The organism is Streptomyces sp. Tu 2975, assembly GCF_009832925.1.
Taxonomy (GTDB): Bacteria; Actinomycetota; Actinomycetes; order Streptomycetales; family Streptomycetaceae; genus Streptomyces.
The window spans coordinates 7,580,690-7,602,053 of sequence record NZ_CP047140.1; the positions used below are offsets into that span (position 1 = coordinate 7,580,690).

Below are 21,364 nucleotides of genomic sequence, written 5' to 3' on the forward strand. Positions count from 1 at the left end.
AAGTTTCTTGCCGAAACGGCAATGAGGTCGCTGCGGGGCCGCCTCGGGCTCATTCGCCGCGCGGCAGCAGGGGACCGAGCGGGCCGAGATCGATGTTCAGATCGCCGGGCTCCAGGCCGAACTTGTCCCGCAGAACCTCCATCCGGTCCTCGAGCAGCATCAGCGTCACGCCGATGCGCTCCTCCTGGTCCTCCGTGAGCTCGCCGGTGTCCACACGGCGCAGTGCCTGCCGCTCCATCAGCTGCCTGAGCAGCTCGACCACGGTCAGCACCAGCCTGGCGAGGTCACGTTCCACGGTGTCCGGATCGAGCTCCACCCGGCGGCGCGGGCTCTCGGTCCCGTTCCCGTTCGCGCTCATCGGTCATCCTCCGGATCCGGCCACGGCGAGGGCACCCGCGGACCGACCGAACTGATCAGCGCCGACAGATCGATCCTCACCAGGTCCACGTCGGCGATCCGCAGGGTGAGGTCGCCGGTCAGGACCACGCCGCCGGCGAGGAGCCGGTCCAGCAGGTCGACCAGCGCCAGCTCACGCCGGGCCGCCGGTGAGGTGTCGTCGATTCCGCCGGTCACCGTCATGTCCCGGCCCGTCCCTCGTGCGCCTCCTGCTTCTCCTGGCGGCCCGACGGCGCGTCCGGCGGATCGGAGAGATCCGCGAACGAGTACGGCGCCCAGGGCCCGGTCAGCTCCACGCGGACAGCCGCGTTCCGCGGGGTCAGCCGCTCGACCTGCCCGACGAACGCGTCACTCTCCTCACGGCGAACGAGAAAGGCGGCGTTGAGGACGTTCACACCGGACGCCCGCGCCAGTTGACCGCTCTGGGGCCTGTGCAGCCGCTGCCCGTCCGCGCAGCGCGAAAGCTCCGTGTGCAGCTGACGGGCGAGCGCGTCGGCGTGGGCCCAGCTCTTCTCACGGGACTGCCGGCTGCGCAGCCGGCGGCGGAGATAGTCACGCCCGGGCGAAGCCGCCCCGTTCCCGCCCTGCGTCTGCTGTCCCTGTCCCGGTACCGCTTCAGGGGCCGCGGTGGGCGCCGGGTCCGATTCATGGTCGGGCTCCGCGTACAGCTTCACGCCCCACTCGACACGCCCCTCGAGTCGGTCGAGGTTCGTCGTGAAGCGATGGTGTCCCTCGTCGAGGAGGCGGCGGACCCCGCTCTCGCCCCGGCAGACCGTCGCCAGCCGCAGCGGAACCACACCCGTGACCGCGCTGACGGCGCGGACCACCGACTCGTGCGCCCGGGCGGTCCCGGCCAGCCATTCGAGGTCCTCCAGGCGCTCACGCAGGGGCGCCTCCTCGAAGTCCTCGGCTCTCACCTCGCTCACCACGGCGACCAGGCCGTCGTGCTCGACCGGGCGGGCGGGCAGGCCGCCGACGCCCGTCGCGGCGAGGGGCACGCCCCCCTCGAAGGGCCGGGCGACGGCGTACACGTAGAGCAGCTCGTTCATGATGCGTCCCGCTCCCGTTGATCGTGCTCGGCGGTCCCGGCCCGCTCGCCCTCCGGCTCCTGGCCGGACGGCGACGAGAGGGCCTGCAGTTCGGCCACGCGACGCTCCAACTCGGCGTTCCTCTTCTCAAGTTCACGGCTACGGGCGCCGGAGGACAGCCCGGGGTCGTGCTCCCACCAGTCGATCCCCATCTCCTTGGCCTTGTCGACCGAGGCGACGATCAGCCGCAGTTTGATGGTGAGCAGCTCGATGTCCAGCAGGTTGATGCGGATGTCACCCGCGATGACGATGCCCTTGTCGAGGACCCGTTCCAGGATGTCCGCGAGGTCCGTCCCGCCGCCGGAGTCGTACGGGCTCGGATACCGGCCGGTCGCTGTCGTCATTGTGGGCCTCCCTTCGCCGCCAGCCGCTCCAGCAGCTCGTCCTCGCGCCGGTCGAACTCTGCCTCGTCCATCTCGCCCGCCTCGAACCGTTCGACGAGCTCGGCGAGTTCACGTTGAACGGCGGCGGGGTCGTAGTACTGACGCTCCGCCTCCGCGACCACCTGCCGAAGCACCCACGACGTGCCGCGGACCGGCGCGAGGGGAAGCAGCAGCAGTTCTCCCAGCAGGCCCATCGCTCACTCCACGAAGCTGTACGGAGGCAGCGGACCGGTGACCTGGAGCCGCAGCTGCGGGTTGGCCTGCTGGAACGCGGCCACCGCCGTCAGGAAGTCGTCGGCGCGCACCCGTTCCACCAGGTACGACACGTTCGCCACCCGGCCGGAACCCTCGGGCGCCGGCGCCGAGTCGACGGCAGCGCCCTCGAGCGCGCGCTGCACCTCCGTACGGTCGAGTTCCTCGCGCTGCCGCACCGCCGAGACGATCAGTTCGCCCAGCCGCATCTTGTCCTGCTGACTCCCACCCCCGGCGGCCTGTTGGGCCAGGCCCATGGCGCGCAGTTCGGGGTCATCGGCGAGGACGCGGTGCAGCACCGCCTCCTCGTCGTGGTCGGCCTTCACGTTGAACTCGTCCTTGCCGTCCACCGCTTGGAGCCGCTCCAGATAGTGCTCCTCCCGCTCGGCCAGCGCGGCGGCGACCGCCTCGTCATCGGGGGACATACCGCCGAACCGGAGAGGCAGCACCGCCCCGGCGGTGCCGGCCTCGGTGAGGACGTTCTGATGCGCGAGCAGATCGCGGCGCTTGGGCCTGAGTTCCTCGGTCACGTCACTGACCAGGGCGGCGATCCGACCGTGGCTCAGCACACGCACCGGCCGCGGCGGGTCTCCCACCCCGGGGGTGCGGGAGGCGCGTTCCAGAGCGGGGGAGTTGCGGGCGATGCCGTAGACGTACGTGCTCACTCCTGCTCCTCCTTACGGCGCGAGCTGCTGGTGCTTCGCCGCGCCCGAGGCCTGGACTCCTTCTCCTCGTCGTCGCGGCCGCCGCTGAAGACGTCCGAGATGCTCTGCGCGGCGCCGGACAGGGCGCCCTGGGTCTTGCCGCGGGCGCCGGACTCGGTGATCTCGCCGACGAGGTCGGGGAGTCCGGGGTCCTTGCTGTTGCCCGATTCGAGATCGAGACGGTTGCACGCCTCCGCGAACCGCAGGTAGGTGTCGACGCTCGCCACGACGACCCGCACATCGATCTTCAGGATCTCGATGCCGACCAGGGACACACGGACGAAGGCGTCGATCACGAGCCCTCGGTCGAGTATCAGTTCCAGGACGTCGTACAGGCCGGTGCTGCCACCGCGGCTGCCCGAGCTCTGCTGTGCCGGGACAACGGTCATTGCTGTATGCCCTCCCTGTGTGAGGCCGTGCGGGAGCCCGGAGCCTGTCCGGCGCCCGCCGGGCCGTGTGTGGGTGGAGTGTCGAGGCATGGGCAGGTGCCCGGCCTCAGGAAGACGGACGATCGGCCCGTCCGCGCTCGTACCGCCGTGTGCGCCGGTAGGAGATCAGTTCGCCGTCACCGTCGACCTCGACCTCGTAGGAGGCGAGGAGACTCGCGGTGTCGGGTACGCGGGCAAGCTCGAGCACTTCGACGACGAGCTGCCAGCCGTCTTCCGTCCGGGAGAACGACGACACGGTTTCCGCGGTCATTCCTGTCAGCTCTGCCAGTTGGGCCCCCGCTGCGCGGAGCACCTCCACCGCCCGGAGGGGTCTGCCGCCCCGTTCCCGGTCCGAACTGCTCGCTTGCGACTTCTCAGCGCCTTCCGCGCTCTTGGTGTCCGATGCCTTCTCTGTATCCGCTGTGTTCTCTGAAGTTCGTCCCATAGTTGCCTCAGACAGCGGGTATCCGGCCCTGCCGCTTCCAAACCCCCATGGGGGTTGCCCTCCCGGGAAACGACGCATGAGCGCCGATCAGGGCGGTGCCGAACGTGCGGAACGGCGGTCGGGACGGGATCGCCAGAAGGGCGAGCCTCCAGTCGTTTACGCACGTTTCTGCGGCTCTGAGGCTTTCGTAGATTTTCATGGCGAAATATCCCAATGCAATGGCGGCCGAGGGGTACCCGCACGAACGTAAGATCCGCATCGTGTGACGCAGGAGGAGTCTTGACTGACATCGACGGCCCCGACCGCAGGGACCAGAACAAGGCCGCGGCAGCAGCGAGCGCAGTACAGGACAGGACGGCGCAGGGCGCCCAGGTGGTCAAGGAGAACGCCTCCGGCGTCGCAGGCACCGCCAAGCAGCAGGCGGCGGGGGTGGCGGGCGAGGCCCGTTCCCAGGCCAAGGACCTGGCGGGCCAGGTGCGTGTCCAGCTCCGTGAGCAGGCGCAGTCCCGGACCCACAGCCTGGCCGCCGGTCTCCACCGGGTGTCCGACGACCTGATGGAGATGAGCAGGAACGCCCGATCGGAATCCGGCGTCGCCGGTGCGGTACGCCAGATAGCCAAGGGCGGCGACCAAGTGGCGTCCCGGATCGAGAGCAGGGGCCCCGAGGGTCTGCTCGGCGACCTGCAGAACTTCGCCAGGCGCAAGCCCGGTGTGTTCCTCGCCGGAGCGGCGCTCGCCGGCTTCGCCGTCGCACGCGCCGGCAAGGGCATGAGCGCCGGAGGATCCTATAACGGCGGCTCCGAAGGCCGGTACGGCGACGAAAGCCTCACGGCGGGCGGCGCGGACACCGACGCCCTGTCCGAATCGTCCCGGGCCGGACTCGGTCAACCGGATCCCCTGGACACCTACGGCCAGTCACAGCCACCGCACTACACGCCCGGCTACGGCTCCGGCGAGCCTCCTGGGCCGGTGGCGGCCCCGCACACTCCGCCCGCGTACCCCCGCAGCCGGGACGAGGACGGGAATCCGCCGGCGCAAGGGAGTTGAGTCGTGGCCACCATCTACACGGATCAGGCGCCGCCCACCACGAGGCGCCGGACGGACATGGACCGCCGGACGGAAGAACGCCGCACGGACCCGGGACGGGTCGTCGAACCGATGGCCGTCCAGCCGGGAGAGGAACCGTCGGTCGGCGAGCTGGTCGGAGAGATCAGCAAGGACCTGTCACTCCTGGTCCGCGAGGAGATCGAACTGGCGAAGGCGGAGATCAAGGAGGAGACCACGAAGGCGGGCAAGGCCGCCGGCATGTTCGCCGGCGCCGGTTACGCCGGGCATCTCGTCCTCCTACTGGGCAGTCTGACCGCGGTGTTCGCCCTGGCCAACCTCATGGACTGGGCATGGGCGGCGCTCATCGTGACCGCCGTCTGGGCCGTGGTGGGCGCGGTGCTCTTCGTACGGGGCCGCAAACAGATGCGGCACGTGAACCTCAAACCGGAACAGACCCTGGAAACCCTGAAGGAGGACGCCCGATGGGCACGCAACCCGACGAGCTGAGGAGCGAGGTGGAACATACGCGCGCCCACCTGGCGCGCAATGTGGACCTCCTTGCCGAGAGGGTGGTACCCCGCAGGGTCGCCCACCGGAAGGCGCATTCCGCTCAGAACCGACTCAGGGGGATCAAGGAGCACGTGATGGGCTCGGCCAAGGACACCAGGAGCAACCTGTCCTCCACGGCGCACGATGTCGCGGGCACCGCCGGACAGAGCGCGGGGCAGGTCGGCGAGAAGGCGAAGGACACCGCCGGCAGGGCCAGGGACACGGCGGCCGGAAAGGCCAAGGACACCGCCGAGCGGGCGAAGGAGAAGGCCGGCAAGGCGAAGGGCACGGCCGGTCATCTCGGCAGCGCCGCTCAGCACACGCCCGCCCGCATGAGGGAACAGACCCAGGGAAGCCCCCTCGCGGCCGGTGTCATCGCCTTCGGCGCAGGAATGCTGGCAGCGGCGTTCCTGCCGGCGTCCAAGGCGGAGGAACGTGTCGGCGAGCAACTGAAGGAGCACTCCGGCGAGCTCCTCGAACCGGTCAAGCAGACCGCCCACGAGGTGCAGGAAGGGCTGCGAGGACCGGCCAACGAAGCCGTCGAGGCAGTCAAGAGCGCGGCACAGGGCGCGGCACAGACCACGAAGGAGGACGCACGCGGCGCAGGGCAGGACACGGCTCAGGGCCTGCGCGAGGCGGGCACGGAAGGAACCCAGCGACGCGAGCCGTAGTCGTACTCGTGAACCGCACCGTCAGCCAGGGCACTCGTACGGAACGGCCGGCCTCCGTCGTCGATCCGTACGGTGCCCGTGCGTCCGCCGCTGGACCACCGCAGCTGCAGGTACCACTCGCAGTCGCACGTGACGGTCCGTCCGGTGACCAGCAGCAACTCAGGGTCCGAGGCGGAGACACGGTACGGGAACGACACCGCCGGGATCGGCTCACCGGCGTCGTTGCCCGCCACCGAGCGGGCAACCGGGCGTGACCTGTCGAGGTCGACGTCGAACATCCGGGGAGTGAGGGAACCGCCGCAGCCCGAGTCCATCCGGTACACGTCGTGCCGCTCCGGCGCCCGGCGCGCCGCCACACGGACCTGGACCGATTCGAGAACCACCGCTTCGGGGCCCTTGCCCTGAACAGTGATGCGGACCCGGGTCTCGCCCGCGTGCCCGGCTCCGAGCGCACGCGACCACTGCTCGGCATCCGCCTCGACGGGCGGCGGCGGGACGTCCGCCGGGGACCGGTCGACGAAGTACTCGTGGCCGCATCCATGCCGCCAGACGTGACCGCCCGTGACCCAGGTGAACGGTGCACCGGCGGGTTGCGCGGGCGGCGACGGCGCGTCCGCGCCGGTCGGCACGGAGCCCGGCCCGGACCCCTGCGGCTTCCCGTGTGAGCCAGGAACCGGGGAGACCGTTCCGGACGTCGCCGGCGACGCCGACGGGGACTGCCCGGACGGCGAGACGGACGTCGGCCACGCGTCCGCCGAGCGGAGCGGGACCGGCCCGCCGTCTTCTCCCTCCGCCGTGGTCGGACGCTGCTTGCCGGGGCCGAAGGTGAACCCTCCGAACCCGAGGACGAGCGCGAGAACGACGACAGCGGCCCCGAAGGCGGCGGCGTAGGCCTGGCGGCGGCTGCGTGACCTCGCGGACGGTGGCACCGCGACGAGCTGCTCCGACTCCGATGCCGGCGACTTCCGTACGGCCGGCTGCTCCTCCTGCTCCTGTTCGTCTTGCTCGGCGCGCCGTTCCTGGAGCGCGGAACCGCCGGCGTCCGGTGCCGCTTGTGCCGTTCGCTCCTGACGTGTGCCGCGCGCGGCGTCGGCCAGTACCCACAGCCGGTGCAGTGCCACCAGCTCCTCGCCCCCGCACCCGCAGAACCTCGCCAGCCGCTCGACAGGAGCGAACTCCATCGGAACGGTCCGCCCGGAGCAGTACCGGTGGAGTGTCGACGCGCCGACTCCCACCCGGCGTGCCAGCGAACCGTAGGTCCGGCCGGATCGCTCCCGCAGCTCGCTCAGCTTCCGGGCGAACGCCTCGGTCGCCTCCGCCGGGTCGTCCATCGGGGCTTCCATCACGCGCTCCTCCCGTGCCGGCCGTTTCAGGAGGCGTTTCACCCCGCTCGACAAAGGCCACGTCATCGGGGGTGGAATGGTTCCACCGTTCCCGAACGGGCTTCGGTCCTTGCAAGTGCCTCTCCCGGAACCCAGTCTGGCGGTCGATCAGCCACAGAACGACTGGGGGAAGAACATCCATGAACCGCATCCGCTTCGCCGCCGTCACCGCGACGGCCATGGCCGTGGCCGCCGTCCCGTTCACCACGGCCGGCGCCGCTGCCGGCCCGCTGCCGGCTTTCCTCTCGGCCGCGCAACTGCCCGCCTCCAGCACTCCCTGGCATGCCGACCCGGTCCGAAACGGACTGCCGGAGGTGAGTTCGATGTGCACGGCGGGCGTCACGCCGAAGTCCTCGACCCGGTACCGCGACTTCCGCACCGAGCTGGACACGACTGCCCGCCAGACGACCACCGTCGCGTCCACCACTGCCAAGGCGAAGGCGCTCGCCGAGAAGCTCCGCTCCTCGATCGAGGCCTGCCTGGACCGGCTGAAGGCCGAGGACCCCGGACTGGAGGGCGAGGCCTTCTACCACGGCGGCATCGACATCGAGGAGGGCGCACACGTCTACAGCATCGACACCTCCCACCCCGAGGTCGGCTCCACGGACATCGCCTTGTACTCGGTCGGCCGGGACGGCCGCGCGGTTACCGTCGTCGAGTGGAGCCAGCTGGGCGACCTCGACGGGGCACCACTGGCGGGCTTCAAGAAGACGACTGCGGCCGCTGTCGCCAAGCTCTACTGACCCCGCACACGGCCGCGGTCCCGCCGGCCGCCCCCCGACCCTGGGCCGGCCCCCGCACCACGGGGGCGGGGGCCGGCCCAGTGACGACAGTGACCGACCAGGCCCGGTCTCCCTCGCGGCAAGCCGCAGACCCGCAGCTGCCCTTCGCCGGGTTCCTGCCCGGCGAGCGGTCGGTGAGGTCACAAGACGCTGCCCGGCCGGTCGGTCCGTGAAGGACCGCCCGGCCGGGCAGCGTCGAGGCCGTCTGCTGTGCCGGTTACTGCGGCGGGTAGATGTCGCCGCCGCCCATGCTGCTCTCCTGCTCGCTCTGCGACTGCAGCCGCTTGGCCTTCTCCTCCAGGCGCTGACGCTCCTGGGGATCCGACGCGCGCTCCGCGGCCTGCTTCAGCTCCTGCGCCTTCTCGCGCATCTGACGGGCACGGCCGCCGGACTCACCTTCAACGCTCATGATCATCGCTCCTTGCGGTAACTCGGAAGAGCGGGCCCGACCAGCGAACCAGCGCGGGCCGGCAACCGCATCCCGAAGCGTCACCCGCTGTGACCGGCGCAGTTCAACGACGCCCGGCACATCCCTCGATGTGCCCGACACGGGCGCGTGGGCCGGGCGGCCCGGTCCGTTTGTGAAAGCCTCGCCGCTGCGAGGTTTCCCCGAATGTCGTCTTCGGCCGGCGTGCTCCGCGGTCCCGCTCCGGGGCTCGCGGTCCGGCCGTCGCGTCGACGTCATGCCATGCCGTGGAAGGAGAGGCTCCCATGCAATTCCGCCCGAAGGCAGGCCGACCACGCTCGTTTCGCCTCGTCCTGGCTCTGGCGGCAGGCACTGCCCTGCTCGTCGCCGCGGCCGCGGCGGCGTTCATGGTGTCGGCGGGAACGGGCGGCACCGGAACTCGCGGCTCCACCGATCCCGGCGACGCCGGCCGGGCCACCGGCAACACCGCGGCCCCGCTGCCGCCCGCCGCCGGGCGGGCGCTCGGCAGCGGGGCCGCGCGGATCACCGCCCTGATCAACGCGGAACGTGACAAGGCGGGTTGCTCCCGGCTGACGGTGGATCCCCAGTTGGAGCATGCCGCGCGTGTCCACGCCGACGACATGGCAGCCCACGACTACTACGCCCACGTCGGCCCGGACGGCCGCGACGGCGGAAAGCGCATGACCTCCGCCGGCTACAACTGGAGCCGATGGGCCGAGAACATCCACCGCGGCCCCACGGACCCCTCGACCGTGGTGGCCGACTGGCTGCGCAGCCCCGAGCACCGCGAAAACATCCTGGACTGCCGCTTCAAGGACATGGGCCTGGGAGTCAACCTCGGGCCCGGCGGCCCCTGGTGGGTGCAGGATCTGGGGACCCGCCGAGGTGCTCGGTAGCGACCGGGCCGGCCCGGTCCGACGAGCGGGCGAGCTCCTCGGACCAGGCGTGCCGCTGCCCTTGGCCGCCGGTGCACTGCCAGGCCGTCAGCGGACCCGCTGGGCCAGCACCTGGCCCGGCCACGCTCCCACCTGGAATCGGTCCGTGGAGGTGAAGCCGTTGCGCTCGTAGAAGGCGACCAGTTCGCCCCCGCCGCCGGCCCAGCAGTCGACCCGCAGCAGTTCCACGCCCGCCCGCCGGGTCTCCTCGGCCGCATGGGCCAGCAGCGCCGCCCCGATGCCCAGACCGGCGTGCCGTCGGTCGGAGACCAGCAGCCGGACGTACCGCTCGGGTTCCTCGGCCGGCGCGATCGGCATCTGCGGACTGGGCGCAGAGTCCAGCACCACGGCTCCGACGGGGGTCCCGTCCAACTCCGCGATGTACGGGGCGTTCTCGGTCGTGTACCGCTCGACCCGCTCCACGCCGTCGGGCGTCTGTGAGTACGGAGTCGTGCCCCACTGCTCGGTGTTGCCGCGATCGTTCATCCAGGCCACCGCGGAGTCGAGCATGTCCAGAACGGCCGGTGCGTCGGCCGGGCTGCCCGGTCTGATCCGTATGCCGTGTGTCGTGGTGTCGTCGTTCACGGCGGAAGCTTACGACTCGGTCCGAGATCGAGGTCTGTGCCCCCTTCGCGGTTCTGCCGGTGGTCGGTCAGAGCTCCGTCGGCGGGGCGATCACGGGGCCGGTGCGGGACCCCGGCGGGCGCACCATGAAGACGTCGACCGGGTCCTGGGCCTCGACGTCGAATCCGTGGCGCTCGTACAGTCGGCGGGCAGCACTGCCCTGCAAGACGTTCAAAGCCACGGTCATGCCTTGGGCGTCGGTCCGTTCCAGCAGCGTGCGCAGGACGGCGGATCCCAGGCCTCGGCCCTGCCGATGCGGAGCGAGGTAGAAGTGCTCCAGCCACTGCCTGCCTTCGGCGGGCCGGACCGTGACGCATCCCGCGAGTTCGCCCTCGATCATGATGGCCGACGTGTGCCGTGTCGAGAAGGAATCCCGCAACCGCTGCCGCACCCGGTGCTCGTCGTAGCGGCCGAGGCGTTCCAGGTCCGCCCGCATGACCGTGGCCCGCAACTCCGCGATCACCTCCACGTCCGCTGCCACCGCGGGGCGCAGCAACCATCCCGCACCGTGCGCCGACGTCGTACATCCGGGCACCGTCACCGGCACCGGTACGTTCGAGCGTGTCACGTTCCCCATCACCCCGGAATCCATGGTCGGAGTATCCCGGTCCGAGTGCTCCGAACGGGCACTTGGGTATGTCGGCCTCAAGTACGCCTTCCCCCTCACGGCTTTGCGGCGGATCGAGTTGTTCAGGCTCTGTCGGGCGGGGCGGCGACGAAGCCGCACCCCTTCGCGGGTCGTCACCGCGGGGAAGGCGTTGGCGGGCCGCATGCCTGCCGGGCCCGACCGGCGCAGAGGGTCAGGCGTGTGCGGCGGCGAGAGCGACCATGCGGCGCATGACAGTGGCCGGGATCGCCGGATTCTCGGCGGTGTCCTTGGCGCTGTGTTCGTCGAGGAGCAAGGGCACCACGTTCGCCCGTGGCAGGGCCGGGTGTTTCCGGGCGAGGCGACGGACAGCGTGGTCGGCATCGTCGGTCAGCCTCGCTGCGGATTCGGGTGACAGGCGCACATCCTCGGCCGCTCGCCCGCGCACGCAAGGGTCAGGATCGTGGCTGAGCTGCTCGACGAGGGCGCCGGTCGACGCGGGGTCGTCGAGCGCGAGAAGTCGCATGCGCGGCTGCGGCGAGTCAGCGTGGCGAAGCAGGCCGCTGCGGGGGAAGTTGGGATGGTTGCGGGGGCGGCCGGGGAACGAGAGGCTGCCGGACCACCAGCTCCACACATCGAGGAGCAGATCCGCCGGTGCGTCGTCGCAGGACTCGGAGAGGAAGAGGCGCACAACGCGGTCCTCGTCGTGGGCGAGGAGTCGCACGACGTCCTGCGGCAGGCGCCGGGCGCGGGCCACGCTGCGGCGGATCCAGAGGTTGGGGTACGAGGCGAGCAGCCGCATGGCGTCCGGGTCGTTGTGGAGCGCGGCGATCCACCACAAGGCGTACGTACGGTCGTCCGGAGCTGTCGCCGGAACCGCGTCGGCCATCGCGGCGATCTCGGTCGGCGTCGAGGGCGGTTGCGACTCGGGGTGCGGCGGACGTCCGATGCCGACGCCGGCGTACGGTCGCCGGTCCGCGGACTTTTCGGCTGCCAATTCCGCCAGAAGCCCATGGACCGGCAGGTCGGCGGTGGCAGCGAGGAGCCGGCCCCACTGTGTGGGCGAAAGGTTCCCGGATTCCGCGGCGGTGCCCCAGACACGTCTCACCGGATGGACGACTGCTGCGTCGAGGACACCGGGAGGAAGGTCCTTACGGAACAGGAAATCCGCCCTCCCGGCGTCGAGGATACGGATCAACACCTCTGCCGGTGCGGCTCTATTGAGACCCAGACCCCACAGCCACGCCCCGGCGATGCCTGGGGAGGGGGTGAACGCTTCGAAGAGTGCGGCCCAGGCACCGTCTCTGTCACCGTTGCCGTCGTCCGAGACCTGCCGAATCGTCATCGCCGCAGGGTAATCGAGGCGCTGTGGGCCGTCGCGGTCCGTGGGGCGGACCCGCGCCCCGGGGCGAGCCCGGGACGCGGGGCGTGCTGTCGGTGAGGAGCTGGTCAGCCGAGCGGGGCGGCGGTGTCGCGCAGGGTGGCCAGGGCCGGGGCGTACATGCGGGCCTTGATGGTGCCGAGGGTGTCTCCGGCCTTGTTCACCTGCGCCCGGGCGATCTCGATCGCGGTGGAGCGCACGGCGTCCTCGCCGACCGCCTGGTCGACGATGCCGACCGCGGCGGCGTCGGCGCCGCCGTAGCGGCGGGCGGTGAGCATGGCCTCGTGCGCGGTCTGCGGCGCCAGCCGGGACTGGATGAGTGCCGCCATGCCGGGGGTGAAGGGGATGTTGATGTCCGCTTCGGGCAGGCACCAGTAGCCGCGGTCGGTGCGCATCACGCGGAAGTCGTGGGCGAGGGAGAACATCGCGCCGGCGGCGAAGGTGTGCCCCTGCAGTGCGGCCACCGTGACGATGGGCAGCGATAGCATCCGCGCGAACAGTTCATGGACGGAGACGACGTAGTCCTGGTGCTGGTCGGCGTGGGCGAACAGCCAGTCCAGGTCGAGCCCGTTGGAGTAGAACTTGCCGGTGGCGACGGTGACCAGGGCGCGGGGGCCTTCGGCCTTCTCCACCTCGTCGAGCGCGGCGCTGACGGCGGTGATCCAGTCGGGATGGAAGCGGTTCTCTCCGTCCCCGAGGTCGAGGACGAAGACGTTGTCCTGACGGTCGAGCGAGGGCATGGTGACTCCTTCGAGCTGAGCTGACTGGGGCAGGTGGCTGCGGACTACTACCGGGGCCCGGGCTCGGCACCGGGGCGGTCACGCAGGGTATGGAGGAGCAGGTTGTGGATCTCGGCGGCGGCCGCTTCGATCGGGGCGGTGCTCTGCTCGGCCCGGCACATGATCACCGCACCTTCGACCGCGGCGATGACGAAGGCGCCGAGCCGGCGGCTGCGTTCCTCGGTCAGGCCGTGCCGAAAGAAGAGGGCCGCGAGGGCCTCCTGCCAGCGGGCGAAGACAGCGGCGGCGGAACGGGCAAGCTGGGGTGCGTCGTCGTTGGTCTCGACCGCCACCGCCACGATCGGGCAGCCGGCCCGAAAGCCGCTCTCCACAAGCCGGTCGCGCCACAGCACGAAGAACGCGTCGACGGCCTCCACCGGATCATCCGCCTGCATGGCGGCATCGATCAGACCCGCGATGAAGTCTCCCGCCAGCGCCACCGCCTCGTCGATGAGCTGCGCCCGCCCGCCGGGGAAGTGGTGATACACGGAGCCCCGAGGAGCTCCGCTGTGTGCGAGCACCCGGTCGACGCTGGTCCCGCCCGCCCCGTACTCACGCAGCAGAGCAGCAGCGCTGAGGATCATCCGCTCACGGCTGTCACTTCTGCGCGGACTCAACCCGCCCACCACCTTCCGGATGAGGAGGTGACCCGCCCAGCGGGTTACCTGTCGGTAACTTATGGGCTGTGCCATAGAACATGCAAGAGCTGGAAGCCGGGAAGATGACCGGGCAGACGAGACAGCTCACCTGCATCGAAACCGTGTCGGGGTCGACGCATGAGCGGTCGCCGCCCCGGGCGGCCTACCGACAAGGCGGGGGCGGTGCCGTGTACGTACTCCTCACCGGGGCCTACTTGGATTCGACTCGTCCTACTGCCCCGGGGCCGGTCGTCAGCGCCTCGCACGCGGTCCGCCACGCAGGGGTGTCGGGGTGAAGCCGGGTGCGGAGGTAGGCCGCGGTGAGCCGGGCGAGGGCGGTGACTCGTTCAGGGTTCTCGTCCGTGGTCTCGGCTGCGTCGTATCCGGCGATCCCGCCGAGTCCGTGCTCGGCGTCGAACAGGGTGAGCAGGGTCTTGGGGCCGGGGGCCAAGGTGTAGGGATCGGCGTGCCAGCTCGGGCCCATGTCGGTGAAGTGTCGGGAGTCGTCCTTGTCGCCGGCGACGACCAGCGCGGGTGTGGTCATGGTGGAGAAGTCGACGGCCCCGATGATCGGCCACTGCTCGGCCATGGGCCCGTTGAGGACTTCGCCACCTCTGCCGGGCGCGGCGAGCAGGACGCCGGCTTTGATCCGGGGCTCGAGGAGGTGCGCCACGTTCCCGGTGCCGGGGTCGGTGATCCCGGCGCCCAGCAGGAGGGCGGCGGTGAAGCCGCCGAGCGAGTGTCCGGCGAGGGCGACCTTGGTGGGGTCGATCCGTCCCGCGAGTTGCGGCACGGTGCGCTCGATCACGTCGAGCCGGTCGAGGATGTGCGTCATGTCCTCGGCGCGGGAGCGCCAGAAGTCCGGTGCACCGGGTGCGTCGGCGACCAGGTGGCTCAGTGTCCGGGAGGTGAGGTGGGTGGGCTGGACGACGACGAACCCGTGGGCGGCCCAGAAGTTGGCGAGGGGGGCGTAGCCGTTGAGCGACGAGAGGTTGTTCGAGGGGCCGTGACCGTGGGACAGGAGGAGGACGGGGAGACCGGATCCGGTAGCGGGCGCGGAGACGCGCATGTGGAGGTCCACGGGACGTCCGGGCACGGACAGGACTACGGGGCTGAAGGACAGCACCGGGACGGGCGTGCCCCGCGTGTCGGCGCCGGCGGAAGTGGATGTGCTCACGATGTGGATGCCCTTTCGGTGGCACCTGCCGTCCGCCGGTCTCATGGGACCGGCGACGGACAAGGCGGTCAGGGCGTCCCGCTTCGGATAAGCTGAAGCGGAACGCTGCTCCGTTTAGTATCCGGAGCGCCGCTCCGTATTGTCAATCGGTATGGAAGGACGACGTGATGGCCACCGAGAGCCCTGCAGGGGGGTCGGCCTCCCGCGGCAAGCGGGCCGACGCGCAGCGCAACCGGCAGACGGTGCTCGCTGCAGCCGCCGAGGTGTTCGTCACCGCCGGCGTCGACGCGCCGATCCGCCGGATCGCGGCCCGGGCGGGCGTCGGAATGGCCACGATCTACCGCCACTTCCCGACCCGGGCGGATCTCGTCACCGCCGTCTACCGCCACCAGATCGAGGCATGCGCCGAGGCCGGCCCGAACTTGCTGGCCAGTGCCGACTCCCCGTTCGAGGCGCTGCGCCAGTGGATCGACCTCTTCGTCGACTTCCTGGTCACCAAGCACGGCCTCGCCGACGCCCTGCAGTCCGAAAGCGACCGCTTCGCCGCGCTGCACGCCTACTTCCTCGACCGCCTGCTGCCTGTCTGCGCCCACTTGCTCGACGCTGCCGTCGAGGCCGGCGAGATCAGGGCCGGCACGCAGCCTTACGAGCTGATGCGCGGCATCGGCAACCTCTGCATCGGACGCGACAACGACCCCCGTTACGACCCCCGACGCCTGATCGCTCTCCTCCTCCAGGGACTCCAGCGACCTCACGCATCCTGATACCGGCGAGCGGCACCGCGGCCCGGCCGGTCCCTCGGCGACGTACCCGCGCTTTGAGCGGCCGCCTCTCCACAGCTGAAGACGCCGCCATGCGGAGTGCCCCTGAGCACGGGCTGCCGCTTCTCATGAACGTCGAACACGGCATGAGGGCGCTGCTCGGTGTCGTGTGGAGCAGAAGTGCTCAAGCGCCATATGTTCGGCCGGGCCGGCTTTCCAGCTCCTACGGAAGCAGGTCCTACTCGCAGGACGATCTCTCGCTCCGCACGAGAGATTTCGGGGCGGCACGAGAGAAGAGCCCGCATGGACTCCCGCATCCCGCGGCTGCGACGCAAGCTCGCACACATCCGCTGCACGCCCGACCGAAGCCACTCCTTCGGCGAGGAGCGGCACGAATTCCGTCTCGGGCCGCGCCTGCCCAGAGCTCCGGCAGATGCCTTTGAAGCCGAGCAAGACATGGAACTGCCACAGCCTTACCGAGACTTCCCCACAAACATGGGCGGCAGCGGCGCGGCCCCGTACTACGGGCTGATTCCGCTGCAGGGCTGCACCCTCTGCACGATGAACCCCGCTGGCGTCGGCACCGGTTCAAGAGAATTCAGCCGGGCCTACCGCAATTCCGGAGCTGTTCCGCTGCCCGTGCCTGCTCGAACCACTCCACAGGACGAGTATCGCGCAGCGCTGCCCGGTACGGCACCGTAGGAGGTGGTCGTCGATGAACGTCCACCATGCCCAAGCCCCCACCGCCTGCCAGAACTCACGCAACGACCTTTGAGGGCGAGCCAGGGTGCGCTGGGTCGCCCCTCCGGCCGAACCGTTTGGTAACCGTCAGTTGGCCGGGGCTTGGTAGAGGCCGCGGCCGGCGCGGTGGGCGCGGGAGGTGGCGACGAGGCGGTCGAGGGTGCTGCGTACGGTGTTGATGCTGCCCATGGTGGCGCCACGACCGAGTGCTTCCGCGACGTCGCGTGCACGCAGCGGCGTGTCGGGGCGGTCGGCCAGCACGGCGATGACCTGGTCGGTGAGCCCCCCGGCGTCCTGGGTCGCGGCTCCGGCGGCCGCCGTCCGCTGAGCCGTCGTGGCCTTGGACGCCTTGCCGCTGGCGGCCTTCTTCGTCCGGCGGCGCTTGGACGCCGGCTCGTCGGCCACCTTGGGAGCGGCCTCCTTGCGCGGAGCTGCGGCAGCCTTGCGCGGGGAGCGGCGCGGGCTCGTTGCCTTCTTCTGAGCAGGTACAGCGGTGTCGTTCGGCTGCAGAGCCTCGTCGACCGGTGCCGGCACCGGTGCGGCCACCGGTTCGGGTGCCGGGTCGTTGGCCGGTTCGGTGGACGCTTCCTCCACAGCTGCTTCCGTGGCTGCCGGGGCTTCGGCTCGCGGCCGGGGGAGCGTGGTGCCGGCCAAGGCATTGAGCGCTGTCAGGGCACCGCGCACGGACTCCAGCCGCTCGGTCACCTGCTCCAGTTCCTTCTGCAGTGCCTGTTGGTGCTCTTCCAGTTGCGGGAGCTCGGCCTGGAGCATGGCTGTGGTGGCGGCGATGCTGTGGTTGCTGGTCATGGTCGCTCCCTGCGGAATGGGGTTGTTGCTGAAAGCTGTTGTGCTTGTTGTGATGCAGGGTACGTCCGATGCGGTGCTTCACGGCACCGGGCCGGTCGAAGGCCACACTCGTGAGCGACCGCGAGGACCTGAGCACGTGTGTTGTTGCATGCTTGCGTGCACTGACACAGCTCGGCTGCGCACGCGGCGGATCGGAGCGGCGGCCCGTCCCCTGGGCAGGCAGCAGAACAAGGCGGCCGAAGGAAACAGCCCGCTGTGCGTCGGCCGGAAGCGGCGCCGCTGCCCCCACATGCTCCGGCAGACAGGCATGTGTGGACGTCAACGTGCTGCGGACAGGAACCTGTTCCTGTAACCCGTCGGGGCGGCGGACCGGGCTCATCGAGTGCGGCGAGGGCCGCCGGGCGATGTGCCGAGCAGCGTGTGTGGTGTCGGGACGCCACAGGCCCCCGAACCCGTCTGGCGACACTGTGCTCGGTCTGATCCGATAGGGGCGGACGGGCAGTGATCGACGCCTGGCGGCTCATGGATGGCGACACGGTGGTCGGCACCTGACGGTCTCCTCAACGGATCGGCCGACCCCCCCCGATCCGCTGGCGTCTCACCCCAAAAGCCAGTCAGTAGTTTGAACCCGGTGGCCCGCGCCTACCCATCAGTCCCCGGCACGCCCGTGGTGCTCGGCAGGGGACTGCTCGTGGGCGAGCCGCTGGGACTACTGGAAGGGCTTGGGGGAGGGGTCGCCGACGGAGAGGCCGGCGGCTTGCTGGGACGGCTACTGGAAGGGCGGGTGGTCGGCCTGGCCTTCACGGGTGGCGGTGGACCGATGGTGGCAGTGGGAGCCTCGGGAGTCGGTGAATCCCGCTCGGTGGGTGTCGCGCGCGGACGCCCAGTGCCCTTCCGGTCCCTGACGTCTCTGGCGGGACGGGTGGCCGCACGTTCGGGCGAACGTGACGCACTCGGCGGTTCGGTGGCGCCGACGTCAGGCTCGTCAGGGGATGCCCGTTCCGGACTCGGCGCTGCTCCTGGGGTGCCGGCGGATTGCTGGGGCAGTAGCAGTGCAGTGGCCAGACTGCCGATCATGGCGAAGGTTGCCGCAGCGAGAGTCCGACTGCCGTACTTCTTCATCTGCGGCCGACCGCGGCGTCGGGGTGCCGGCACATCGGCTGCGGGGGACGAGGAAGCATCGGTGGGCTCGGAGGGGCCCGGCTCCTCGCTGAAGAGGCCGTCCAGCGCTGCCGTGTCGGCTGCCTGAGCGCTGTCGCTTCCTTCGTTCGCCGGTACCGTGTCGGGCTCGTACGCCCCGCATTCCGGGCATGTCACAGTGCCGTTGAGGGTGCGACGGCATGGGATGCAGTAGTTCATCGGCTCGACCGCTCAAAGGTGGGTGGTCGGCAGGGGACCGTGGCCTGCCGACGTGGCTGGGCGCCGGCCCCTGACCGGCGGCGGCGCTTGGTGCCTTGCGAAAGGATCCTTGGCATGTGCGAACCTCACTAACCGGTCTGTAGGTGGAGCTCCGGTTACCGAGATAAACGGCCTCGGGGCGAGTCGGTGTTCAACCCATGGTCGAAACGTGGCGTACGCAACTCCCCTGCGCCACCGTCTTCGTCACGCTGCCCCGCTGGGCGGGGATGGAGGCCCCGTGTCCCGGACTGCTCTGCTCATGGCACGGCCGGCATCCGGGGCGCGCGCGAGCCGCAGATTTGATCGTGTTCAAATATTGCGTCGAAGGATGGGGTTCCTGGGGTGCGGGGAGGGGCTGCTGTGGGACGCATGGGTGGGTGGCGTGCCGCGCTGGTGACGGCTGTTGGTGTGATGACGGCTGCCTGCAACGCTGCGGCGTACCACGCCGTGGGGCTTACTGCCGACCAGTTGACAGGGCGGTGGCGTAGCCGGGAGGGTACGACCCTGGCCTTCCGCGAGAACCGGAGTTTCACCGGCGAGGAGGTTGCCCGGTTGTCGGCGGCAGAGCCCTGCGGGGACCATACGCGCCTGTCGTCCGGCACTTGGGTCTTCGGTTCGGAGGAGGGCGAGGCCGCGGATCGCGGTGCCTACCTGCATCTCACGTTCTCCGGCACCGACTGCGTAATTCCCGTCCTCCTCTTCGGTGAGGTGGCTGATCCCGTGATGTGCCCGACCGGCGGCGATCCCGACGCCGGCTGCGAGCGCGACGAATACCTCACCCGCGTCGCACCCCTCGCCGGCTCTCCTCACCGCCGGATGTCGTGAGATGGGGGCGAGTGACCGGCGGGCGCTTCCGGGTGGCACTCTTGGGCGATGCAGCCATGGGCCCCATCCCTCGAGAACGACCTTCGGCATCTGCTCAATGCGTGGGATCCGATCGGCGTCGCCGACGACGTACAGGACGAGTACGACTGCATGCTCGCCCCCTTGCTCCAGCGGCTGCGTGGCGGCGCCAACCAGACCGGGATCGGAGAGTTCCTACGACATGAGCTGGAGGATCACTTCGGACTCGATCCTCTCGGCCTGCGACCCGAAGCGATGGCAACCCGGGTGATCGCCTGGTGGACCGCTGCCGGCAAGGCCGGTGGCACCGGCAGCGCGTAACGCTCGCTCCAGACCGCCTGATCGTTGGTCAAGGTGTGCCGTTGACTGACGGGCAGTGGGCCGTCGGCTGATCCCGCGGCGGGCTGATCACGAAGATCCATCTCGCGACTGACGGCATCTGTCGGCCCTTGGCCTTCCATCTCACTGCTGGGCAGGCAGGTGACGTACCCGCCTTCGCTCATGTGACGGCACGCCTGCGTATTCCCCGACGGCGAGGGCGGCGCCGCACCCGGCCGGACGTGGTCCTGGCCGACAAGGCGTACTCCTCGCCTGCCATCCGTGAGCACCTGAGCAGGCGCGGCATCCTGGCAGTCATTCCCGTTCCGGCCGATCAACGCGGCCATCGCTTGCGGCGCGGCAGCCGGGGCGGCAAGCCACCTGGGACGGCCAACTGACGCACCAGGTGGTCGCCTGATCCGCCACCCGGAATCCTCAGAGCCGGCCCTCGTCCGCAGGGTGGAACCGGTCCTCGTTGACCGGCTCCGTGTCGCCCGCCCGCGCCGCCTCCAGCTGCGCTGCGAAGGCGAGGCCGAGGAACAGAGCGACACCGGTCAGGTTCGCCCACAGCAGCAGTGCCACGAACGCCGTGAGCGGCCCGTAGACGGCACCGAACGAGCCGCTGTACTCCACGTACAGAGCCAGGAGCCACGTAGCGGCGATCCACAGCGCCAAGTGCACGGCCGAGCCGAAGGCGAGCCAGGTGTATCCGGGCTGCACCCGGCGTGGCGACCAGCGGAAGAGGGTGGCCGACGCCACCCACGCCAAGGTGATGCCGAGCGGGACCTGGACCCAGTGCCACCACGCGGGCAACGTCGTGCCGCCACCGGTGGAATCCATCAGGGAACCGGCGACCGTGTCCCCGGCGACCAGGACGAGGAAGCCGACCGTCATGGGAACCCCGGCCCCGACCGTGAGCAGCAGACTCCTGCCGTACTTGGCGGCGAACGGCCTGTCCCGTTCGACGCCGTAGATGCGGTTGGTGCCGCGTTCGATCTGGGCAATGGCCGACACCAGGCTGACCACGGCGAACCCGAGCCCCAGCCACATCGCGACCGCCCCGGCGGTGTCCGTGCCCGCGCTGCGGCGCCCTTCGGCCAGCGCGTCCTCGATCAGCCGGGCGCTGGCGCCCGGTGCGATCCGGGTGAGGGCCAGCTCCACCGCGCGGCCGACGCTCTCGGTGTGCAGCGTCGTCGCCAGGCCCACCAGGGCGATGGTGAACGGCACCACGGAGAGTGCCACCTGGAACGCCAGGGCGCGGGAGTGGCTGAAGCCGTCCGCGTAACGGAAGCGGAGGAACGCGTCGACGAACAGCTGCCGCCGGCCGTACGTGCGCAGCGCCGCCCATGCCTCGTCGCCGGAGAGCTCGTCCCCTGCCATGTCGCGGGTCTGGGGAACATGTTTGGCGCTGCCCATGCGTCTCCCCCTCCGTCCTCGTGTCCGCCGGTCACCGGCCGGCTCCGGTCGGAGCCCGCCGTTCATCCTGCCCGGAACTTCGGCGAGCAGCTGCGGCGACGTCCGGTGACGGCCGCGGGAACGTCCCGCAGGCATGCCGGCCACGCTGCCGGGCGTCGACCGCAACGACGTCCCCACCTGACCCTGCTGCCGGAAGCAGGTCCGTCCGTGCGGGGCGCGCGCAGTCGGCCCAGGCGTCGCCCGGACACAGTGCTCGGCGATCGCGGCCACGACCACGACAAGTACCGCCATCTCGTCCGGTCCCTCGGAGCGAAGCCGCTGGGCGCACTGCGCGGTACCGAGCACGGCTCCGGACTCGGGACTCAACGCTGCGTCGTGGAGCGTGCCTTCGCCCACCTGCACTGGT

27 protein-coding genes and 1 pseudogene are annotated in these 21,364 nt (G+C 70.5%); 10 read left to right on the top strand and 18 right to left on the bottom strand.

Going from position 1 to position 21,364, the window contains the following annotated elements:
* Positions 1 to 49: 49 nt before the first annotated feature.
* From GLX30_RS33985 to GLX30_RS34020, 8 genes are all read right to left on the bottom strand, one after another.
* Positions 50 to 358 carry a gas vesicle protein K gene (locus GLX30_RS33985; protein WP_159694734.1) on the bottom strand — a complete coding sequence of 103 codons (309 nt, stop codon included), beginning with the start codon at positions 356 to 358 and terminating at the stop codon, positions 50 to 52.
* The gene (locus GLX30_RS33990; protein ID WP_159694735.1) at positions 355 to 579 is read right to left on the bottom strand and encodes a gas vesicle protein; all 225 of its coding nucleotides are present in this window, start codon (positions 577 to 579) and stop codon (positions 355 to 357) included. The genes GLX30_RS33985 and GLX30_RS33990 overlap by 4 nt, the downstream gene beginning before the upstream one ends.
* Complete coding sequence (locus GLX30_RS33995; RefSeq protein WP_208545534.1) at positions 576 to 1,445, bottom strand: GvpL/GvpF family gas vesicle protein; 870 nt, start codon at positions 1,443 to 1,445, stop codon at positions 576 to 578. The genes GLX30_RS33990 and GLX30_RS33995 overlap by 4 nt, the downstream gene beginning before the upstream one ends.
* Positions 1,442 to 1,828, bottom strand: coding sequence for a gas vesicle protein (locus tag GLX30_RS34000; RefSeq protein ID WP_159694736.1), 387 nt, complete (start codon positions 1,826 to 1,828; stop codon positions 1,442 to 1,444). Before GLX30_RS34000 ends, GLX30_RS33995 begins: the two co-directional genes overlap by 4 nt.
* Positions 1,825 to 2,061: a gas vesicle protein GvpG gene (locus tag GLX30_RS34005; RefSeq protein ID WP_159694737.1), complete on the bottom strand. Its 237-nt coding sequence runs from the start codon at positions 2,059 to 2,061 to the stop codon at positions 1,825 to 1,827. Before GLX30_RS34005 ends, GLX30_RS34000 begins: the two co-directional genes overlap by 4 nt.
* Positions 2,062 to 2,064: 3 nt before the next feature.
* Complete coding sequence (locus GLX30_RS34010; protein WP_159694738.1) at positions 2,065 to 2,784, bottom strand: GvpL/GvpF family gas vesicle protein; 720 nt, start codon at positions 2,782 to 2,784, stop codon at positions 2,065 to 2,067.
* Positions 2,781 to 3,212, bottom strand: coding sequence for a gas vesicle structural protein GvpA (locus GLX30_RS34015; RefSeq protein ID WP_159694739.1), 432 nt, complete (start codon positions 3,210 to 3,212; stop codon positions 2,781 to 2,783). The genes GLX30_RS34010 and GLX30_RS34015 overlap by 4 nt, the downstream gene beginning before the upstream one ends.
* 106 nt (positions 3,213 to 3,318) lie before the next feature.
* Positions 3,319 to 3,696 (bottom strand): gas vesicle protein, encoded by a 378-nt coding sequence (locus GLX30_RS34020; RefSeq protein WP_159694740.1) that lies wholly within the window; start codon positions 3,694 to 3,696, stop codon positions 3,319 to 3,321.
* A 279-nt stretch (positions 3,697 to 3,975) separates the two neighbouring features.
* Between GLX30_RS34020 and GLX30_RS34025 the strand changes: the two genes are divergently transcribed.
* The 3 genes from GLX30_RS34025 to GLX30_RS34035 are packed head-to-tail and all read left to right on the top strand — an operon-like array spanning position 3,976 to position 5,963.
* Positions 3,976 to 4,743: a hypothetical protein gene (locus GLX30_RS34025; RefSeq protein WP_208545535.1), complete on the top strand. Its 768-nt coding sequence runs from the start codon at positions 3,976 to 3,978 to the stop codon at positions 4,741 to 4,743.
* A gap of 3 nt (positions 4,744 to 4,746) precedes the next feature.
* The gene (locus GLX30_RS34030; protein ID WP_208545536.1) at positions 4,747 to 5,250 is read left to right on the top strand and encodes a phage holin family protein; all 504 of its coding nucleotides are present in this window, start codon (positions 4,747 to 4,749) and stop codon (positions 5,248 to 5,250) included.
* Entirely contained in the window at positions 5,226 to 5,963 is a 738-nt protein-coding gene (locus GLX30_RS34035) for a DUF3618 domain-containing protein (RefSeq protein ID WP_159694741.1), read from the top strand. The genes GLX30_RS34030 and GLX30_RS34035 overlap by 25 nt, the downstream gene beginning before the upstream one ends.
* On the opposite strand, the gene GLX30_RS34040 is transcribed toward GLX30_RS34035, so the two are convergent.
* A complete protein-coding gene (locus tag GLX30_RS34040; protein ID WP_244258385.1) occupies positions 5,912 to 7,306 on the bottom strand; it encodes a helix-turn-helix transcriptional regulator in 1,395 nt (464 codons plus the stop codon). The genes GLX30_RS34035 and GLX30_RS34040 overlap by 52 nt on opposite strands.
* A gap of 179 nt (positions 7,307 to 7,485) precedes the next feature.
* Here GLX30_RS34040 and GLX30_RS34045 point away from each other — a divergent pair, with 179 nt between their 5' ends.
* On the top strand, positions 7,486 to 8,088 hold the full coding sequence (locus GLX30_RS34045) for a hypothetical protein (protein WP_159694742.1): 603 nt from the start codon (positions 7,486 to 7,488) through the stop codon (positions 8,086 to 8,088).
* 256 nt (positions 8,089 to 8,344) lie between these two features.
* On the opposite strand, the gene GLX30_RS34050 is transcribed toward GLX30_RS34045, so the two are convergent.
* Positions 8,345 to 8,536 carry a DUF6381 family protein gene (locus tag GLX30_RS34050; RefSeq protein ID WP_159694743.1) on the bottom strand — a complete coding sequence of 64 codons (192 nt, stop codon included), beginning with the start codon at positions 8,534 to 8,536 and terminating at the stop codon, positions 8,345 to 8,347.
* Between the two features lie 302 nt (positions 8,537 to 8,838).
* Here GLX30_RS34050 and GLX30_RS34055 point away from each other — a divergent pair, with 302 nt between their 5' ends.
* A complete protein-coding gene (locus tag GLX30_RS34055) occupies positions 8,839 to 9,450 on the top strand; it encodes a CAP domain-containing protein (protein ID WP_159694744.1) in 612 nt (203 codons plus the stop codon).
* Positions 9,451 to 9,537: 87 nt separating this feature from the next.
* Here the strand turns inward: GLX30_RS34055 and GLX30_RS34060 are convergent, their stop codons facing one another.
* The 6 genes from GLX30_RS34060 to GLX30_RS34085 all read right to left on the bottom strand — a co-directional run bounded on the left by GLX30_RS34060 (position 9,538) and on the right by GLX30_RS34085 (position 14,674).
* Positions 9,538 to 10,074: a GNAT family N-acetyltransferase gene (locus tag GLX30_RS34060; protein WP_159694745.1), complete on the bottom strand. Its 537-nt coding sequence runs from the start codon at positions 10,072 to 10,074 to the stop codon at positions 9,538 to 9,540.
* Positions 10,075 to 10,141: 67 nt separating this feature from the next.
* Positions 10,142 to 10,705, bottom strand: coding sequence for a GNAT family N-acetyltransferase (locus GLX30_RS34065; RefSeq protein ID WP_159694746.1), 564 nt, complete (start codon positions 10,703 to 10,705; stop codon positions 10,142 to 10,144).
* 208 nt (positions 10,706 to 10,913) lie between these two features.
* Complete coding sequence (locus tag GLX30_RS34070; RefSeq protein ID WP_159694747.1) at positions 10,914 to 12,044, bottom strand: hypothetical protein; 1,131 nt, start codon at positions 12,042 to 12,044, stop codon at positions 10,914 to 10,916.
* A 104-nt stretch (positions 12,045 to 12,148) separates the two neighbouring features.
* A complete protein-coding gene (locus GLX30_RS34075; protein ID WP_159694748.1) occupies positions 12,149 to 12,820 on the bottom strand; it encodes an enoyl-CoA hydratase-related protein in 672 nt (223 codons plus the stop codon).
* Between the two features lie 47 nt (positions 12,821 to 12,867).
* Positions 12,868 to 13,476: a TetR/AcrR family transcriptional regulator gene (locus GLX30_RS34080; RefSeq protein WP_244258386.1), complete on the bottom strand. Its 609-nt coding sequence runs from the start codon at positions 13,474 to 13,476 to the stop codon at positions 12,868 to 12,870.
* A 232-nt stretch (positions 13,477 to 13,708) separates the two neighbouring features.
* Positions 13,709 to 14,674, bottom strand: a complete 966-nt coding sequence (locus tag GLX30_RS34085; protein ID WP_244258387.1) for an alpha/beta fold hydrolase — start codon at positions 14,672 to 14,674, stop codon at positions 13,709 to 13,711.
* Positions 14,675 to 14,841: 167 nt separating this feature from the next.
* On the opposite strand from GLX30_RS34085, the gene GLX30_RS34090 reads away from it, so the two are divergent.
* Together GLX30_RS34090 and GLX30_RS34095 are read left to right on the top strand one after the other, a co-directional pair.
* The gene (locus tag GLX30_RS34090) at positions 14,842 to 15,438 is read left to right on the top strand and encodes a TetR/AcrR family transcriptional regulator (RefSeq protein ID WP_159694750.1); all 597 of its coding nucleotides are present in this window, start codon (positions 14,842 to 14,844) and stop codon (positions 15,436 to 15,438) included.
* A gap of 300 nt (positions 15,439 to 15,738) precedes the next feature.
* Entirely contained in the window at positions 15,739 to 16,137 is a 399-nt protein-coding gene (locus GLX30_RS34095; RefSeq protein WP_347879794.1) for a hypothetical protein, read from the top strand.
* A gap of 126 nt (positions 16,138 to 16,263) precedes the next feature.
* On the opposite strand, the gene GLX30_RS34100 is transcribed toward GLX30_RS34095, so the two are convergent.
* Positions 16,264 to 16,983, bottom strand: a complete 720-nt coding sequence (locus GLX30_RS34100; RefSeq protein ID WP_159694751.1) for a hypothetical protein — start codon at positions 16,981 to 16,983, stop codon at positions 16,264 to 16,266.
* A 1,758-nt stretch (positions 16,984 to 18,741) separates the two neighbouring features.
* Between GLX30_RS34100 and GLX30_RS34105 the strand changes: the two genes are divergently transcribed.
* From GLX30_RS34105 to GLX30_RS34115, 3 genes and pseudogenes are all read left to right on the top strand, one after another.
* On the top strand, positions 18,742 to 19,206 hold the full coding sequence (locus GLX30_RS34105; protein ID WP_159694752.1) for a hypothetical protein: 465 nt from the start codon (positions 18,742 to 18,744) through the stop codon (positions 19,204 to 19,206).
* 48 nt (positions 19,207 to 19,254) lie between these two features.
* On the top strand, positions 19,255 to 19,545 hold the full coding sequence (locus GLX30_RS34110) for a hypothetical protein (protein ID WP_159694753.1): 291 nt from the start codon (positions 19,255 to 19,257) through the stop codon (positions 19,543 to 19,545).
* 59 nt (positions 19,546 to 19,604) lie between these two features.
* A pseudogene (locus tag GLX30_RS34115) lies at positions 19,605 to 19,922 on the top strand (transposase); the annotation flags it as partial.
* A 55-nt stretch (positions 19,923 to 19,977) separates the two neighbouring features.
* Here the strand turns inward: GLX30_RS34115 and GLX30_RS34120 are convergent.
* Positions 19,978 to 20,958 carry a YihY/virulence factor BrkB family protein gene (locus GLX30_RS34120; RefSeq protein ID WP_159694754.1) on the bottom strand — a complete coding sequence of 327 codons (981 nt, stop codon included), beginning with the start codon at positions 20,956 to 20,958 and terminating at the stop codon, positions 19,978 to 19,980.
* Positions 20,959 to 21,364: the final 406 nt, after the last annotated feature.